Here is a 15,636-nt window from a genome sequence, read left to right as displayed (position 1 = left end):
AAACCAAAAGACATAATCGTGGTTTTTTGAAGATTAAGTCCTAATTTTACGACAATCAAAATAATTAACTTCTTAAAAACCGATTCTTTGAAAAAGAAAAACTTAATAATTTTTGGAACAAGACCAGAGGCTATAAAAATGGCACCATTAGTAAAAGTTTTTCTAAAAAACCCTTCTTTTGAAACTAAAGTATGTGTTACTGCTCAGCATCGTGAAATGTTAGATCAAGTTTTAGATTTTTTCGAAATAGTACCAGATTATGACCTAAATCTAATGAAACCAGGCCAAAACTTGTACGGTCTAACAGCTGATATTATTACTGGTTTACAGTCAGTCTTAGAAGATTTTAAGCCGGATTACGCTTACGTACATGGCGACACCACTACCACTATGGGTGCCAGTATTGCCTCTTTTTACTCAGGTGCAAAAGTATGTCACGTAGAGGCAGGCTTAAGGACTTTTAATAAAAAAGCTCCTTTCCCCGAAGAAATAAATAGAACTATAACTGGTCATATAGCTGATTATCACTTTGCCCCGACTCAAACATCTTTTGATAATTTAATAAATGAAAGCATTAAACCAGAAAATGTTTTAATTACAGGGAATACTGTGATTGATGCTTTATTTGAAAGTGTATCCAGAGTTGACGATTTAAAGGATGATGAAATTGAACATTTAAAGAAAGAAATTGATTTTTCTAAACGTATTGTTCTAGTTACTGGTCATAGAAGAGAAAATCATGGACAAGGTTTTATCAATATTTGTGCTGCATTAAAAGAAATAGGAGAATCTGCCGAAAATGTACAAATAATATATCCGGTACATCTGAACCCTAAGGTTCAAAAACCTGTTTATGAAATACTTGGTAATCAAGAAAATGTAAAACTTATAGCCCCGTTAGCATATCCTGCTTTTGTTTGGCTTATGAATAAAGCTGAACTAGTAATCACAGATAGCGGAGGGGTTCAAGAAGAGGCCCCTAGTTTAGGCAAGCCCGTTCTAGTTATGCGCGATACTACAGAAAGACCTGAAGCCGTTGAAGCTGGCACCGTTATATTAGTAGGTACGGATAAGGACAAAATCGTAAAGGAAACATTGCGGTTATTAAACGACACAGAACTTTACGCTAAAATGAGTAAGCTGCATAACCCCTATGGAGATGGTAAAGCCTGTGAAAAAATTGTTGAATTTATTGAAAACTTAGATAATGAATAATCCTGAAGTAGTAATGATGGGTCTTGGTTACATAGGCCTACCAACTGCGGCATTAATAGCCGAAGGTGGAACCCAAGTACACGGTGTTGATATTAACCAACATGTCGTGGATACCATAAATCGAGGAGAGATACACATAGTAGAACCATCGTTAGAAGAATCTGTAGCTACAGCAGTAGAAAATGGTTTTTTAAAAGCCAGTATAAAACCAGTAGTTGCAAATACCTACTTAATTGTAGTACCTACACCTTTTAAAGATAAAAACGAACCTGATATTTCCTTCGTAAAATCTGCTACGGCTGCAATTTTACCATTACTAAAAGAAGGAGATATGTATATCATTGAGTCGACTTCTCCTGTTGGAACTACTGAAAAAATGATGGCTTTCATTTACGAAGAACGCCCAGAATTAAGAGACAAGCTATATATTGCTTATTGTCCAGAACGGGTTTTACTCATAAGCAATGTAATGTATGAACTAGTACATAATGATAGAGTAATTGGAGGAATAAATGAAGCTTCTACAAATAAAGCTGTTGCTTTCTACTCTAAACATGTACAAGGTGCATTACACAAAACTAATGCTAGAACTGCGGAGATGTGCAAATTAGTAGAGAATTCTTCCCGTGATGTTCAGATTGCATTTGCTAACGAGCTAAGTTTAATTTGTGATAAAGCAGATATAAACGTTTGGGAATTAATAAGCTTAGCCAACAAACATCCTCGTGTTAATATATTACAACCTATATTGTGGAGTTGGGGGACACTGCATTGCTGTTGATCCTTACTTTATAGTTGCAGACTACCCAATGGAATCTAAGATTATAGGTACTGCACGAGAGGTAAACAATTACAAATCTTTCTGGTGTGCTGAAAAAGTGCAGAATGTTAAACTACAGTATGAGTTAGACCACGGTCGTAAAGCTAAAATAGCGCTTATGGGGTTAGCATTTAAACCTAATATAGACGACCTAAGAGAATCTCCTGCTAAATATATCGCACAGCGCGTGTTACAAAACGCAAACAATGAAGAGTATTATATTGTGGAACCCAATATTGCAGATCATACTGTTTTCAAAATGACGGATTATAATTTAGCTTATGAAAAAGCAGATATAGTTGTTTTCTTGGTAGCGCATAATGAGTTTAAGAATTTACCAAAAAGCTCTGAAAAAGTTATTTTAGATTTCTGCGGAGTATTGAATCCATAAGCCTTGTTATAATTGGTTTTCTGCCACATTAAATAAGTTTAGAAGATTTTTAGACTAATTAGGATTCTATTTGTTTTAACCAATAAATAAAAATCCCACTAAACTTAATTGCTTAGCGGGATTTTATTTTGATAAAGAATTTGAAACTATCTTTCTAAACTAATCCGGTATCTTTCCAGCTTTTAGAATTGGCCGAGTTAATTACTGCTTCGCAAACCTTTTGTGTCATTAAAGCGTTTTCAAAACTAGGCTCGCAAGGTTCACCTGTTTCCAAGCTCTTTAGAAAATCAGCTACTTGGTGTACAAATGAATGCTCATACCCGATAGACGTACCTTAGATCCACCACTTATCCATATAAGGTTGGTCACTATCTGTAATTAGTATTCTTTTCCACCCTCTTACTATTGCATCATCTGCATGGTCATACATTTCAAGATAGTTCATATCATGTAAATCCCACTTCAGCGAAGCATGTTCTCCGTTTATCTCAAGGGTATTCAAAGCTTTATGACCACGAGCATAACGAGTAGCCTCAAACACCCCTAAAGCTCCATTCTCAAAGTGACAATGAAAAATACAAGCATCATCTATAGTCACTTTTTGGACTTCCCCGGTTCCTTGGTGTACGCGTTCTTTGATAAAAGTCTCGGTAACTGCAGATACATCTTTTATTGCACCATTCAACCACATAGCACTATCAATACAGTGCGCCAAAAGATCTCCCGTTACCCCAGAACCTGCTGCTTCGGCATCCAAACGCCATAAAGCTTCACCACCTTGTGGTAATTCCGGACTAATAGTCCAATCTTGTAAAAAGTTAGCCCTATAATGGAATATCTTACCCAACTTACCGGAATCTACAATTTGCTTGATTAATGTTACTGCCGGGATACGACGGTAGTTATAAAATACGGTGTTGGCAACACCTGCTTTTTTAATTGCATCTACCATAGGTTGCGCTTCTGCTACAGAGCGTGCCAATGGTTTTTCACATAGAACCATTTTACCTGCTTCTGCAGCTGCAATTGCAATATCGGCATGCATGTCATTGGGAGTACAGATATCCACAGCATCAATATCATCTCTGGCGATAACTGCTTTCCAATCTGTTTCATAAGATTCAAAATCCCATTGCTCTGCAAAAGCTTTTACTTTTTTCTCTGTCTGTAAGACATACCGTTTTTAAAACCGGGCGATATTCAAGTTCAGGGAAAAAATCACCACTACGTTTGTAGCCATTTGTGTGCGTCCTCGCCATTAAACCGGTCCCTATCAATCCTATACGGAGTTCTTTTTTGTGTGCCATTCTACTATAATTTTAAGTTTAAGTTTAAAAAATGTTCATATTCGTTTATATCAAAGGTCTAAGAACCTCTTCTATGTAAATACCATCTTTTAAAGTAACCCCATCTGGATCCGTAATTGCAGCATCACATTCGTCCTCTACAATAATCCATCCCTCAAAATCGGTTTCTTTTAGATAAGATGTTATTCCCTTAAAGTCAATTATACCATCACCCATTGCAGCCCATTTACCGTTGTCATACATATCCTTATAATGGACACAGTTCACAAGTTCACGGTACTGTTTAATAATAGGTAATGGGTCCATACCACCTTTGGCCATGTGTCCAACATCTGGTGTATATTTAATCACGTTACTATCCAGACCGTTCAATAAAATTTTATAATCCTCTTCTGTTCTATATATTGAACCCATTGGAGAATTTGGATGATAAGAGCATATTACACCTTCTCCGGCCGCTCTGGTCGCCACCTCATTTACACAAGTCAACAAATTCTGTTGGCGCTCTTGTAGATGCTCACGATCTTGTCCCGGCATTTGTACTAACAGCAATACAGCTTCTGGAAAATGCTTCATGAACTCGATCCACTGATCTGAATTTCTTTTTTCCGCATCAGTTTCCCTTGGATTTCTCCAGTCTTCCACATGACACAAGACAGATAATTCAATATTATTTTTCTCTAAAGTTTCTTTAAAAACTTTTGGATCTGTAAACCCGTTCATAAAACCCGTATCTGGCTCAATACCTTTAAATCCCGCTTTAGAGGTTACCTCTATAATATGGTCTAATTTATTTTTATATTTTTCCCCGGACATTGCCCAAGTATAGGTCTCGCAACCAATTTTTATTTTTGACATCGTTGTATTATTTTTAGTTAGGATTGGATAGTCATTCACACCAAAACGACAAGGGTCAACCCAAAGCGTTCCAGAAATAATCTGACTTAATAGTTAGCTTTTAACCAGTTCAACACTCTTGGATTAAAATCGTCCAATTTTTCCCAATGGAAAGCGTGACCTGCATTATTATACAAGTGAAGCTCGCTATTTGGAATCCCATCGGACACCTCTTGTACCATCCATTCCGGTACGAACATGTCTTGCTTACCTCCTATTACAAGCGTAGGCAATTTAATTTGGGATAATTGTGCTACCACGTCGTGGGTGATACAGGCTTCTGCCTGAGCTTCCAATCCATGCAAGGGTTGTTGAATAGCTTCTAAAGCAGCTCCTTTCTGGCCACTTAACAATCCTTCAAATTCGGCATCATCATCAAAAGTAGGCTTGTCAAAAATGAGCAACTGCATAAAACTAGCAAACTGCTCCGGCCTTAAATGTGCCTTTATATGTGTAATGTGCCGAAATATAGCTTCACCCTTTCTATCGCAGCTCGCCCAAGGGCACATAGCTACCATAGCCGAGACCTTTTCAGGATGTCTAATAGACATCTGCAAAGCTATAGCTCCACCCATGGAAACCCCCACGATCGCGGCATTGGGTATGCTCAATGCATCTAGAAGCGCCGCACTATCATCGGCCATTTGAGCCGTGGTGTAAGGGCCTTCCGGCTTATCAGACAATCCTACCCCACGGTTATCAAAAAGAATACATTGGTATTCTTTTTCCCAATGAGACACGTGCTTTTCCCAAACTGCCGATGCAGCTGTAATGCCCATTATTAAAAGTAAGGGTTTGCCTTCTCCTCTTATTTCATAATATAACTGAACTCCGTTAACTGTAACAAATGACATAGTTTATATTTTTTCGTTTGTTAGTTAACTCCATCCATGTAATTCGCGGACCTTGATAAGGGTCGCTAAAATATCGTTCCAGGTCTGTTGTTTCAGCATCACATCATTATCAAACATGCAACCATCCCAACAAATATGCTTAACCGCTTTTGTCAATTCTCCATTCCCATCCCTTAACCAAAAACCAGCATCGTTGGCGACATCTAATTTACCGTTTGGATCTGTAGCCAAACAGTGACGCCCTGTCTTATCATGTGATCCAGTTCCATGCGCTGTACCATCATTTTGAGCAACATGAAAATCTATAGTCCACGGTCTTAAAGCATCTGTAACTGTTTTCAATCCAGCTTCCAATGCTTTTCTATCTGACCAATCAAAATCCTTAGGCAGAATTCTATCCTCTGGGGCGTTATATCCCAATAGGTAAAGTAATGTATGAGACATATCTGCTTGAAAACCTATATTTGGTCTATCTACGGCTTCTAAAGTTTCTACCATAGCTTTCCAGCTATGCATACCTCCCCAGCAAATCTCTCCTTCCGCAGCTAATTTCTCATCATAATCGGCAGCTACATCGCAAGCCTCGCGAAACGTTTTAGCTATCAACTTGGTATTGTTTATCGGGTCCTTTGCCCATTCTTCTGGACTTGAAGCAGAGTCAATCCTAATAACGCCATATTGTCTAACACCGTGCTCACGGAAAATTTTACCAAAATGACATGCTCTTTGCACCATAGCTACAAAGGTCTTACGGTCCTCATCTGAGCCTAAAGTAGGCCCGCCCCAAATAGGAGCTACCAAAGTACCAATATTCAAATCTCGACCAGCAACTTTATCAGCCAATCTTTTTATGTAATCATCAGAACTATGAATATCAACATGTGGATCAAATAGCCCAATATCTATACCGTCAAACTTAATACCGTTCACTTCTGCATTTGCAGTCATATCAAGCATTTGGTCAAAGGAAATAGGCGGCTCTGAATCTGGTCCTTTACCAACAATACCATAGGCCATGAGGCATTGTGGAGTTTTGGAAAAGTGTTGTTTTTCATACTTCTGTTCTTTTAAATTAAACGTAACTACTTTTTAAATTCCGTGTATTTTAAACGTAAAATATACACTTGCTCTAAAATACGGTTTATTTATAATTTAAGGTCAGGATTTTTAGGTCCAAAGTGTTTTAGCATTACAATAGGGTCTGTTTTACTATGATTTACGATAGTAACACCTTCTTTTGCAGCTTTCTCCGTTACAAAATATTCATCATGTGTTAATTGGCCGTATCTAATAAGCGATGGTGTTTCAATATCCCAAACACCCATTTTACCATGCCCTTGCATCATAATCATTCCGTAACAGGCACTATCTTTAATAGTAACAGTTTGCCCATAAGAATACGGTCAATTCTTTAGCACTAAAAGCATCGGAACGGTAACAAATCCAATTATCAACATACCCTTCTGCTTCCATTTCCTCTAAAGGTTTTACCGGAATAGGTCTCATGAAGCGTGTTTCCAACATATTTGGGTCTGTATTCAACTCCCAGTCTATCACTTCCATTAGTTGATCAAAATCGCCCATTCTATCTTCTGGAGTTCCGTTCCACAATAGTTCTTCCGGAATAATTGCTTCGTTTACCAAAGATTGGTACATAGCAAATACATCAGATGCTTTTTGAGGTTCGTAGGTACACATACTACCTGGAGCATGAAGCATTATATGGTACATCCCAACCGGTTCCCGGTTCCAATCTAAAAGCCGATGAAAAGTTAGTAATCTTATTATCGCCCTTTGTAAAATTCTTCAAACATTCTTTTATCTCTTCTTTGGTTGTTCCCGGAGTTATTCCAAAGAAAGTATATGGAAAATCGCCTCCGTGATTGTTTACTTGAGGTGGAAAATAATACGCTTCCGGTTTTCCTTTTTGACCAATTTTAGCTGCATGCTCGTCATTATGGTGAATGTGATGTGGCAACGGCCCCATGTTATCAAAAAACTTAGAGTACATAGGCCAACTTTGATACTCGTCCCAAAGACGGTCACCAATAATTTCTCCTTTTAATTCATCAATAACATCTTTTAAAAGAATCTGAACTTCTTTGCCATCTTCCTCTAGAACAACTGGACTTAAACCTTCATTCTTGCCCGTCAAAGGACCATTTTCAGCGGGAGTCGTTGATGAAAACCAACGTTCATCTATCCCTCCACGCTCTCCTCCCAAAACGTAATAATCGTCTGGGTGCAATTTTATTCTTCTCCCAGGAACACAAAAAGAACGCGGTACCCATGTTGGCGCCAAACGTAAAATACCTTGCCCCTGCTCCAATGCTTTTTTAGCTGATGAATTTGCCATATTACTCAATATTTATTTTATAAAAAGATGTTATAAATGATTCTATTTTTTCTGGTGACAGTACTTCTAATTCTAACAAATAACTTCTACTTTCATTTGGCTCCAGTAAAATAAGAGAGCCTTCTGCTCTAGCATTTTTTTGCCCTATCGGGGGATTTGTTGCTGGCTCTAGGGCTGTCACATATTCATTTTTACCCCAATGTTGCCAATTGATTAACCAAGGCAATTGTTTTTTTGGAAAGCGAAGTGCTACGGCCAAATTCAATTTTTCATTATAGATTCCGCAGTTACAATTACCCTCCGTATCCTCTTCTGCATCAATAAATGCTACATCTTCACCCGTTCCGGAATGCGCATCCACAGGCTGTGGACATTTCCTAAAATTGACTTCGTCTTTAAAAACTTTTCGCTCAGAATCTGGTGTCGGGGATTCCCAATTTCCCTTCCAAAGTAAATCAGTGCCTTCATCTATCAAAGGCCAACCAAAATTTACATGATACAAAAGCATTTGAGGTGCCTTTTGATTTCCTCGGTTAACTACCTCATCATGAACATGAATCTTAGCCTCTCCTAATTTACCGGAAATGGTTCGTTTCATTTCCAATACAGGTCCAAAAACCTGGGCTTCCCTAATAATACCGGTTATACTCATTTCCATTTTCCCCGCAGCTGGGTCTGGCTGAACAATGGAGACAATTTCTGCAGGCGTATTGCTAATAAGACCATGAAGTCCCCTTGTACCATGCTCGTCTTTTTCCGGCCCACCTACGTGAGAAAGTCCGCAGGTAGTTAAAAGTCCACCGCCAAAATTCCGTATCCAACCCATTCCCTGATCAGAAAATCGCTCGGGAGAAACAACTCCTGTCTGACTTAACCAAGCCAAACTATATTCTTTATAGAAGGCATCTGCAATATCCATCCCGCGGTCAATAACAACCTTATACCTGAGTCCGGTTCCCGTGTTGATCCAAGCGATCCGTGTTCCTCGACCCAGACCGTTATCCAGAACAGAAGTCTCAATACCGCCTACCTGAGCCGTATTGCCAATTTTGTCTTTCCCGTTACGTATAAAACTTTCTGTGGACATAGATATTTTATTCTATTCTGACCTTCTAACTTTATTATTCTTTGCTAAACATCTCATTCTCGGCATCACCACCAGAAATAAGGTACGCCAACAAATCTTTAACCTCATCATCACTCAAACGATTAATACTACCCGGTGGCATCAAGGAAACTGAAGACATCTTCATTCCCGTTACATCTTCCTTAGGAATGGTTCTTAGAATGTCCGGTGCATACGGGTTCTGAGAAACCTTATAATTAGCTCCTTCTTCACTGATCAATCTACCTACTATAGAGCTTCCATCTTTTAAAGAAAAAACGGTTGTGTTGTATTGGTCTGAAATTACATCACTTGGATCAATAATTGCCCTAAGAATATCTTCTGGGGAGAATCGGGTACCAACTTGGGATAATTCCGGGCCAATGTTCTGACCTTCGCCACGCATACTGTGACACGTAATACAATTGGTAGCCAGAAACATATTTCTACCGGTTTCAAAATTTCTATTATCCAAACCATCGGCTAATAACGGAGCAATGTCTTTCTCCTCCCATTTCTTCCTGGACCTTTAGGCTGAATAGCACTTGAAGCTAATTCATTCCCTGATTTACTAAGTAAGGAATCTCCAGACATTTGATTGTAAAATTCCATTTTATTTGCAGCCACATGGGTCAATGCCTTTTTTCTAGCTTTATCTATAAAACCTATATAGCTACGTCCTGCTTTAAATGAAAAAGCTTTATAAAACCACTTGAAATACCTCTCCCTTAATTCAGGTGTCCACCCTGTTGTAGCATCTTGTAATACCAAACCATAATATGTATGCTGTGCTAAAGGCATATTCTTTAATGTTTCGGCTATGTCCATTCCATACTGTGGATTTCTAAGAATTAAATCTGATGCCTCCGTAGCCGTATTTGCCATAACAGAGGCATTTTCCCCCTCTTCCGACTCCAATAAGGCAAGTGTTTTTGATATAACGGAAGAATCATCTACAAAAACCAATGTCTTACTCAGTAATTGATTTAACACATCTGTATCCGCTGGATAATGAGTTGAAAGATATGAGCTGACTTTTCTTTTAACATCAGTATTCGGTTCTCCAAAACGTGATAAAGTAAGCTCTATAGCACGAACTAGGTCTACTTGGTTCTGCTCAGAGAGACTAACGTAATCAATATTAACCAAGGAATTTATCAATCGGCTCTGCTGACTTTTATCGCCCTGTCTTGCCAAAGCTACGGCAGCATGAATTTTTCTTACCGCATCGGTTTCCGAATAAACCTTTTCTTGCCAAGTGCTTACTGGTTGATGTTCAACAGCAATACGGGCGGCATATTTAATAAACCGGTCTTTACTATTTAAATAGGGCCAAGCAAATTCTATTGCTCCATCCTGTGGAGTACCATGATAAGTCTCTAGCTTTTTACGAATTTCATTTTCCGAAGTCTGTTCTAAATCCTTGATATTACCAGCTAGTTCTTCTTGATTATTGTAAAACACGCGATACAAATCCGACTCTAATCTGCGTCCACCGGTCATGAAATACATAGCTCCATCAGGCCCTATAACACCGTCCGTTAAAGGAAGTGGAATACCCGATAGAAATTCTTCCTTCTCACCACGGTAAGATGAACCTTCTGTTTCCATCTCAATAGCATAAATAATTCCAAAACTCCAATCAAAAGCAAATACGCTATGCTGATATTTTTCAGGGAATTTAGACCCTCTTCCTGACAATACGTTGGTTGGAGAACCTTGACCTATATTAATTACAGGAGGTACATTATCCGGATAAGCCGCTGACCATTTTCCATTCCCGGTTCTCCATCCAAACTCGGCTCCACTGGTAACATGGCAAATTCGTGTTGGACGATACCACGGCATACCTAAATCCCATTCCATATCCGAATCATAAACGAACATATCACCTAACTCATTGAATGCTAAATCAAACGGGTTCCTAAAACCGGAAGCCATAAGTTCCCAATTCTCTCCTTCTGGATTGAGTTTAGCTACCCAGCCCCCTGGAGCTCCACGGTCATTGGCGTGGCCTCTTGGGTCTTTTATCTGAGGAAAAAGATTATCATCTTCCCAATTCCTAGGAAGATGGTATTCATCCATTTCGGGTAAATCTGTATGGTTACCAGCAATTACATAAAGTGATTTACCATCTGGAGATAACACTATACTATGCGGACCATGCTCCCCTGCTCCATTCAATGATTTTAGAAGAGTTATTTTATCATATTGATCATCGTTATCTGTATCCTGTAAGCGGTAAAGTCCACTTGTTTTTTCAAATTCATCACTGCCCGTATGGTTTACCATAACATATAGACTGTTAAAAGCATATAATAAACCTTGAGCGTAGCCCATTTGTATTATTGAATCCGCAACCTGAGTACCCGTCTGTATTTTAAGTTTTTCTATTTTTGGCGTAAGATTTTCTGATCCTATTGGTGCAACTTCCATTCTATATAAAGCACCATATTGATCAGAGGTGATTAACCTGCCCTTATCATCAAAAGCCATAGATACCCAAGATCCCATATTATTATCTCCGGGACTATATAAATGTTCCGCACTAAAACCTAGTTGTAATTTTAGCTTTTCTATTTTGGGGTTTTGAGACTCAGCATTTGTTGCACTTTCCTTTTTTGTATCGGTTGTACAAGAAATTGCTAAAACTAAAACGCAGAAGAGACCGAGAAATAATTTATCGATTTTGTACGTTTTTATCGTCATATCTTCATCTTGTTTTAATAGAAATACATTGGTCAAAACCAATAAATCCTCTATTATGAGTTGGTTTGAATGAAAAGCATTGGTTTTTTTAATTAACAATCTATGCTTCTAAGTGTCTAAAACTAATGAAGCATTTTTTGTTTACTATCCTGTAGTGTACTGCTCAATTGGAGCTGAAAAAGTTAAAAAAGAAACTATTTAACTGAATATCATCCTCCTAGACAAAAACCATATAACTACTAAAATTTATCTCCCCCTTATTACATACAATTACTATACTAATGAACCTTGAAATAATAGATTTAAATGCAAATTCAATTTACACTATTCTATCTCTAAAAATTAATAATCATCAATAATTCAGGTAATTTTATATCTTTATAAGAATCTTATTCTCATAAAAAAGAGATTATCCAAATTTTGAGAAGTCTTCTTTTGGCTTTTAAACTGAGGAAACAAAAAAGAAAGAGACTATGAAGCTGACGTACAAACAAACCGAAAAACGACCTGAAAATTCCTTTTTAGCACGTCAAGACAGATTACCGTGTATTGAACAGAACTGGCATTTTCACAAGGAATTAGAGCTAATTTACTTTATTAAAAGTAGCGGAACGCGTTATGTAGGAAACTCAATTGGAAGTTTTGCTCCTTATGAATTGTACCTTATTGGCAGCAACATTCCGCATCTGTTTAAAAACCATAAGGAGTATTATAACGACCAGCAGGAAGCCGAAGCTGTTAACCTAATTGTCATAAAATTTGAACCCAATTTTTTAGGAAGCGAATTTCTTGACTTAACGGAATCAAAACGTTTAAAAGGTCTTATGCAACGCGCGGACAGAGGAGTTAAATTCTCCGAATCTGCCACTTATATGGTTCACAATCTTATCTCTGGACTTGTTGGAGACCAAGGATTGTCTAGTATTGTAGGGCTTTTAAAGATTTTGGACATCTTATCTATGAGTGAAAATTATGAGTCTTTATGTTCCGAAGTAATTGCCAATACTTACAACAGCAATGAAAAGGACAGGATGCGTAAAATCATAAATTTCCTGACGGAAAATTTCGAAAAGAAAATAGAGTTAGAAGAAATTGCATCTATAGCGCATATGACTCCAAATGCGTTCTGCAGGTACTTCAAAAAGAAAACTCGAAAATCATTTACGCAATACTTGAACGAAATACGCTTACGCAATGCTTGTAAACTTTTAATAGAAGGCGAAATGCAAATCTCTACTGTTTGTTACCAATCTGGTTTTAACACCCTAACAAATTTCAACAGACAGTTTAAAGCGCTAATGAATATTACTCCAACAGAATACATGCAAAAATATAATCAGCAGAAAGAGATGGTATAAGCTAAATTGAAAGGTAATAGCGTAACTTCATTTCTTTATAATAGTCAGAAGGTTACAATAGTGCCTACAAAGGTTAATACACGCATTTTTAAGAACGTATATTTCAATTATTTTTGTTTGGATAGCCATACCTAACTTTAATACAATCGCGTGACCAGCCTTATATTTTTACTCCTTTGTATAGTTTTGCTCATTGTTGCGGTAACCGTATTCAAAGTACACCCAATTCCTGCTCTACTTATTTCAGGATTGATTCTAGGGTTAACCACAGGGAGTTCCGTAGAAATGGTTACTGACAGTTTGTTAAGCGGTTTCGGTAACACTCTAAAATGGATTGGCCTTATCATTCTATTTGGCACTTTATTGGGTGAAATTCTGGCGCAAACCGGTGGCGCAGATGTAATAGCAAATACCATTATAAATTTATTTGGCACTAAGTACCTTCCGTTAAGTATGGCCGTAATCGGTTTTTTAATTGGCATACCCGTTTTTATGGATGTTGCTTATTTAACCTTATTACCAACCATATTCGTCCTTTCAAAAAAATCAGGCCATTCAGTTCTCACTCTAGGGCTTTCTTTAGCTATAAGTCTTACGGTTGCACACGCATTAATTCCACCAACACCAGGACCACTTGCCGTAGCGGCCATTCTTGAAATCAATATTGGGGACATGATTCCCATTAATATTGTGGTGGCCTTAGCCGCAATAGCCGGAGGTTTGTTGTGGATAAAGTTGAACAAGAAAATCTTGGACCTTAAATTACCCGAAACAAATATTGACGACACACCCCAGATAAAAGAATTGACAGGTATCAAAAGAGTATTACCTTTTGCCGCTTTATTAGTACCACTATTCCTAATGTCCATAGGCACTATTTTTTCATCGGAAAACGGATTTATCGCCTTTATAAAAAACCCTGTATGGGCACTTCTTATAGGCTTACTTTTTGCACTTCCTTTACTCCCTCGAAAAGATTTTTCTACCCGTTTGAATACATTTTTTAAAACTTCGGGAGAGAAATCAGCTATTGTCATTCTCATTACCGGTACAGGTGGTGCTTTTGGACAGGTAATTAAAGACACTGAAATAGTAGGTTCAATGTTTTCCGATGTAGGTGATATTGCAGCTATGGGTGTAGTTATTCCTTTCATATTGAGTTTTCTTCTTACTACGGTTACAGGATCAATTACGGTTTCACTTATCACTACGGCCTCAATTGTTGCTCCATTAATTTCTAATGGCACCCTGCACCCTACGTTTACCGCCGCTGCAATTGGTGCGGGTTCTCTTGGGATTATCCACGTAAACAGTAGCTTCTTTTGGTTATTTAAAGAAGTACACGAGGTTTCCGTTTCACGCTTGCTAAAATCTTTCAGTTTATTATCGGGCGTGGTTGCTTTAAGCGGAGGGCTTCTTGTGCTGGCATTATATTATTTCACCCAACTCCAACCTATCCTTAACTAGGATAAAATAATGTCATACTAGGGTAAAATCCGAGAATCCATCTGCTTCATATTCAATTTTCTTTGTGTCATATGAGGATTTGAGCACATCTCACTTCAATAGTATTAATTCCAAAGAAAACAAAACAACACATATGGATACCTATCTATTAGCTATCGTTTTAATTCTATTCGCTAGTTTCTTTCAAGGAACTTTTGGTTTAGGAATGAAACACATTGCACCATTAAAATGGGAAGCTTGGTGGTTAGTCCACGCCTTTACGGCCATGATATTATTCCCAATTATCTGGGCGTTAATTGTCATGCCCAACCTTTTTGAAATCATTTCTAAAGCTGATAGTAGCACTTTATTATTAGCTGCCTTTTACGGTTTCCTTTGGGGTATTGGTGGTATTCTTTTTGGAGTTAGTGTAGAGAAAACCGGTATTTCTATTACCTATGGTATTGTTATGGGTCTTGCCGCATCAGTTGGTTCCATTATTCCTCTTTTTCAGATTGAAGGAGCGTTTGACCAACCGTCATTCCCAATCATAATGTTAGGTGTTGCCTTACTCCTTGTGGGCGTTGCAATTACCGCGGTAGCAGGTGTCCAAAGAGATAAATTACACAATAATTCCACAACAACTACTAAATCTATAAAAATTGGGGTATTGATTGCCGTAGCATCAGGTGTTTTATCCGCCTTTTTAAACGTTGGTTTTTCCAACGCGGCACCGGTTGCAGCAATAGCTGTAAACGATTATGGTGTAGGTGCCCAAAATGCTAGTTTAGCATCATGGGTGGTTGTTTTACTGGGTGCGTTTGTTATGAACGGTGGTTATGCACTCTACCTTTTTATCAAAAATAAATCATGGAACGCCTATTCAATTCCCAACAAGGGCAAGGCTTTAAAATGGGCCATTGCAGCAGGTATTTTTTGGTTCGCTGCATTAGGGGTTTATGGTCAAGGCGCAGCACTTATGGGCAATCTAGGCCCCGTTGTGGGATGGCCTATACTTTTAGGGCTCGCTTTGATTATTAGCAATATTTGGGGTTTTAGAGAAGGGGAATGGAAAAATGCAGACAAACCTTTTAAAATTTTACTAGCGGGTCTAGCCGTTCTCATCATCGCCATTTGTATTTTAGGGTACGCCAATTATTAAGCCAACCATTAATTAA

At 38.1% G+C, this 15,636-nt stretch carries 14 protein-coding genes and 2 pseudogenes; 5 read left to right on the top strand and 11 right to left on the bottom strand.

What is annotated here, in order from left to right:
• The first annotated feature begins 138 nt into the window (after window positions 1–138).
• Both wecB and wecC read left to right on the top strand, forming a co-directional pair.
• A complete protein-coding gene (wecB, locus tag Q5W13_RS15705) occupies window positions 139–1,215 on the top strand; it encodes a non-hydrolyzing UDP-N-acetylglucosamine 2-epimerase (RefSeq protein WP_304446525.1) in 1,077 nt (358 codons plus the stop codon).
• Window positions 1,208–2,426: pseudogene (gene wecC / locus Q5W13_RS15700) on the top strand (UDP-N-acetyl-D-mannosamine dehydrogenase). Before wecB ends, wecC begins: the two are co-directional and overlap by 8 nt.
• Window positions 2,427–2,760: 334 nt before the next feature.
• On the opposite strand, the gene Q5W13_RS15695 reads toward wecC, so the two are convergent.
• The 11 genes and pseudogenes from Q5W13_RS15695 to Q5W13_RS15645 all read right to left on the bottom strand — a co-directional run bounded on the left by Q5W13_RS15695 (window position 2,761) and on the right by Q5W13_RS15645 (window position 11,753).
• Complete coding sequence (locus tag Q5W13_RS15695) at window positions 2,761–3,378, bottom strand: Gfo/Idh/MocA family protein (RefSeq protein ID WP_304446524.1); 618 nt, start codon at window positions 3,376–3,378, stop codon at window positions 2,761–2,763.
• 18 nt (window positions 3,379–3,396) lie between these two features.
• Window positions 3,397–3,531, bottom strand: a pseudogene (locus tag Q5W13_RS15690) (Gfo/Idh/MocA family oxidoreductase); the annotation flags it as partial.
• Window positions 3,532–3,778: 247 nt separating this feature from the next.
• On the bottom strand, window positions 3,779–4,591 hold the full coding sequence (locus Q5W13_RS15685; protein WP_304443642.1) for a sugar phosphate isomerase/epimerase family protein: 813 nt from the start codon (window positions 4,589–4,591) through the stop codon (window positions 3,779–3,781).
• A gap of 86 nt (window positions 4,592–4,677) precedes the next feature.
• Complete coding sequence (locus Q5W13_RS15680) at window positions 4,678–5,484, bottom strand: alpha/beta fold hydrolase (protein WP_304443641.1); 807 nt, start codon at window positions 5,482–5,484, stop codon at window positions 4,678–4,680.
• Between the two features lie 24 nt (window positions 5,485–5,508).
• The gene (locus Q5W13_RS15675; RefSeq protein ID WP_304443640.1) at window positions 5,509–6,501 is read right to left on the bottom strand and encodes a sugar phosphate isomerase/epimerase family protein; all 993 of its coding nucleotides are present in this window, start codon (window positions 6,499–6,501) and stop codon (window positions 5,509–5,511) included.
• 128 nt (window positions 6,502–6,629) lie between these two features.
• The gene (locus Q5W13_RS15670; protein WP_304443639.1) at window positions 6,630–6,830 is read right to left on the bottom strand and encodes a hypothetical protein; all 201 of its coding nucleotides are present in this window, start codon (window positions 6,828–6,830) and stop codon (window positions 6,630–6,632) included.
• A 25-nt stretch (window positions 6,831–6,855) separates the two neighbouring features.
• Entirely contained in the window at window positions 6,856–7,182 is a 327-nt protein-coding gene (locus Q5W13_RS15665) for a hypothetical protein (RefSeq protein ID WP_304443638.1), read from the bottom strand.
• Window position 7,183: 1 nt separating this feature from the next.
• Complete coding sequence (locus tag Q5W13_RS15660; RefSeq protein WP_304443637.1) at window positions 7,184–7,840, bottom strand: cupin domain-containing protein; 657 nt, start codon at window positions 7,838–7,840, stop codon at window positions 7,184–7,186.
• Between the two features lies 1 nt (window position 7,841).
• Window positions 7,842–8,927: an aldose 1-epimerase family protein gene (locus Q5W13_RS15655; protein WP_304443636.1), complete on the bottom strand. Its 1,086-nt coding sequence runs from the start codon at window positions 8,925–8,927 to the stop codon at window positions 7,842–7,844.
• A 34-nt stretch (window positions 8,928–8,961) separates the two neighbouring features.
• Window positions 8,962–9,420, bottom strand: a complete 459-nt coding sequence (locus tag Q5W13_RS15650; RefSeq protein ID WP_304443635.1) for a c-type cytochrome — start codon at window positions 9,418–9,420, stop codon at window positions 8,962–8,964.
• An 8-nt stretch (window positions 9,421–9,428) separates the two neighbouring features.
• The gene (locus Q5W13_RS15645; RefSeq protein WP_304443634.1) at window positions 9,429–11,753 is read right to left on the bottom strand and encodes a PQQ-dependent sugar dehydrogenase; all 2,325 of its coding nucleotides are present in this window, start codon (window positions 11,751–11,753) and stop codon (window positions 9,429–9,431) included.
• 374 nt (window positions 11,754–12,127) lie between these two features.
• On the opposite strand from Q5W13_RS15645, the gene Q5W13_RS15640 reads away from it, so the two are divergent.
• The 3 genes from Q5W13_RS15640 to Q5W13_RS15630 all read left to right on the top strand — a co-directional run bounded on the left by Q5W13_RS15640 (window position 12,128) and on the right by Q5W13_RS15630 (window position 15,620).
• Window positions 12,128–13,012: an AraC family transcriptional regulator gene (locus Q5W13_RS15640; protein ID WP_304443633.1), complete on the top strand. Its 885-nt coding sequence runs from the start codon at window positions 12,128–12,130 to the stop codon at window positions 13,010–13,012.
• A 150-nt stretch (window positions 13,013–13,162) separates the two neighbouring features.
• Window positions 13,163–14,479, top strand: coding sequence for a GntP family permease (locus tag Q5W13_RS15635; RefSeq protein ID WP_304443632.1), 1,317 nt, complete (start codon window positions 13,163–13,165; stop codon window positions 14,477–14,479).
• Window positions 14,480–14,612: 133 nt separating this feature from the next.
• Window positions 14,613–15,620: an L-rhamnose/proton symporter RhaT gene (locus Q5W13_RS15630; RefSeq protein WP_304443631.1), complete on the top strand. Its 1,008-nt coding sequence runs from the start codon at window positions 14,613–14,615 to the stop codon at window positions 15,618–15,620.
• Window positions 15,621–15,636 lie beyond the last annotated feature (16 nt).

This window comes from Zobellia laminariae, from assembly GCF_030553095.1.
Lineage (GTDB): Bacteria > Bacteroidota > Bacteroidia > Flavobacteriales > Flavobacteriaceae > Zobellia > Zobellia laminariae.
Note: the sequence above shows the minus strand (reverse complement) of the source record. Positions and strands in the feature narration are given on the sequence as shown.

Bases quoted from the DNA above. Each gene is read 5' to 3' on its own strand.
- Q5W13_RS15695 (WP_304446524.1), bottom strand. From the start codon at position 3,378: ATGGTAGATGCAATTAAAAAAGCAGGTGTTGCCAACACCGTATTTTAT.
- Q5W13_RS15630 (WP_304443631.1), top strand. From the start codon at position 14,613: ATGGATACCTATCTATTAGCTATCGTTTTAATTCTATTCGCTAGTTTC.
- Q5W13_RS15660 (WP_304443637.1), bottom strand. From the start codon at position 7,840: ATGGCAAATTCATCAGCTAAAAAAGCATTGGAGCAGGGGCAAGGTATT.
- Q5W13_RS15665 (WP_304443638.1), bottom strand. From the start codon at position 7,182: ATGTGTACCTACGAACCTCAAAAAGCATCTGATGTATTTGCTATGTAC.
- Q5W13_RS15640 (WP_304443633.1), top strand. From the start codon at position 12,128: ATGAAGCTGACGTACAAACAAACCGAAAAACGACCTGAAAATTCCTTT.
- Q5W13_RS15685 (WP_304443642.1), bottom strand. From the start codon at position 4,591: ATGTCAAAAATAAAAATTGGTTGCGAGACCTATACTTGGGCAATGTCC.
- Q5W13_RS15655 (WP_304443636.1), bottom strand. From the start codon at position 8,927: ATGTCCACAGAAAGTTTTATACGTAACGGGAAAGACAAAATTGGCAAT.
- wecB (WP_304446525.1), top strand. From the start codon at position 139: ATGGCACCATTAGTAAAAGTTTTTCTAAAAAACCCTTCTTTTGAAACT.
- Q5W13_RS15670 (WP_304443639.1), bottom strand. From the start codon at position 6,830: ATGATGCAAGGGCATGGTAAAATGGGTGTTTGGGATATTGAAACACCA.
- Q5W13_RS15675 (WP_304443640.1), bottom strand. From the start codon at position 6,501: ATGGCCTATGGTATTGTTGGTAAAGGACCAGATTCAGAGCCGCCTATT.
- Q5W13_RS15680 (WP_304443641.1), bottom strand. From the start codon at position 5,484: ATGTCATTTGTTACAGTTAACGGAGTTCAGTTATATTATGAAATAAGA.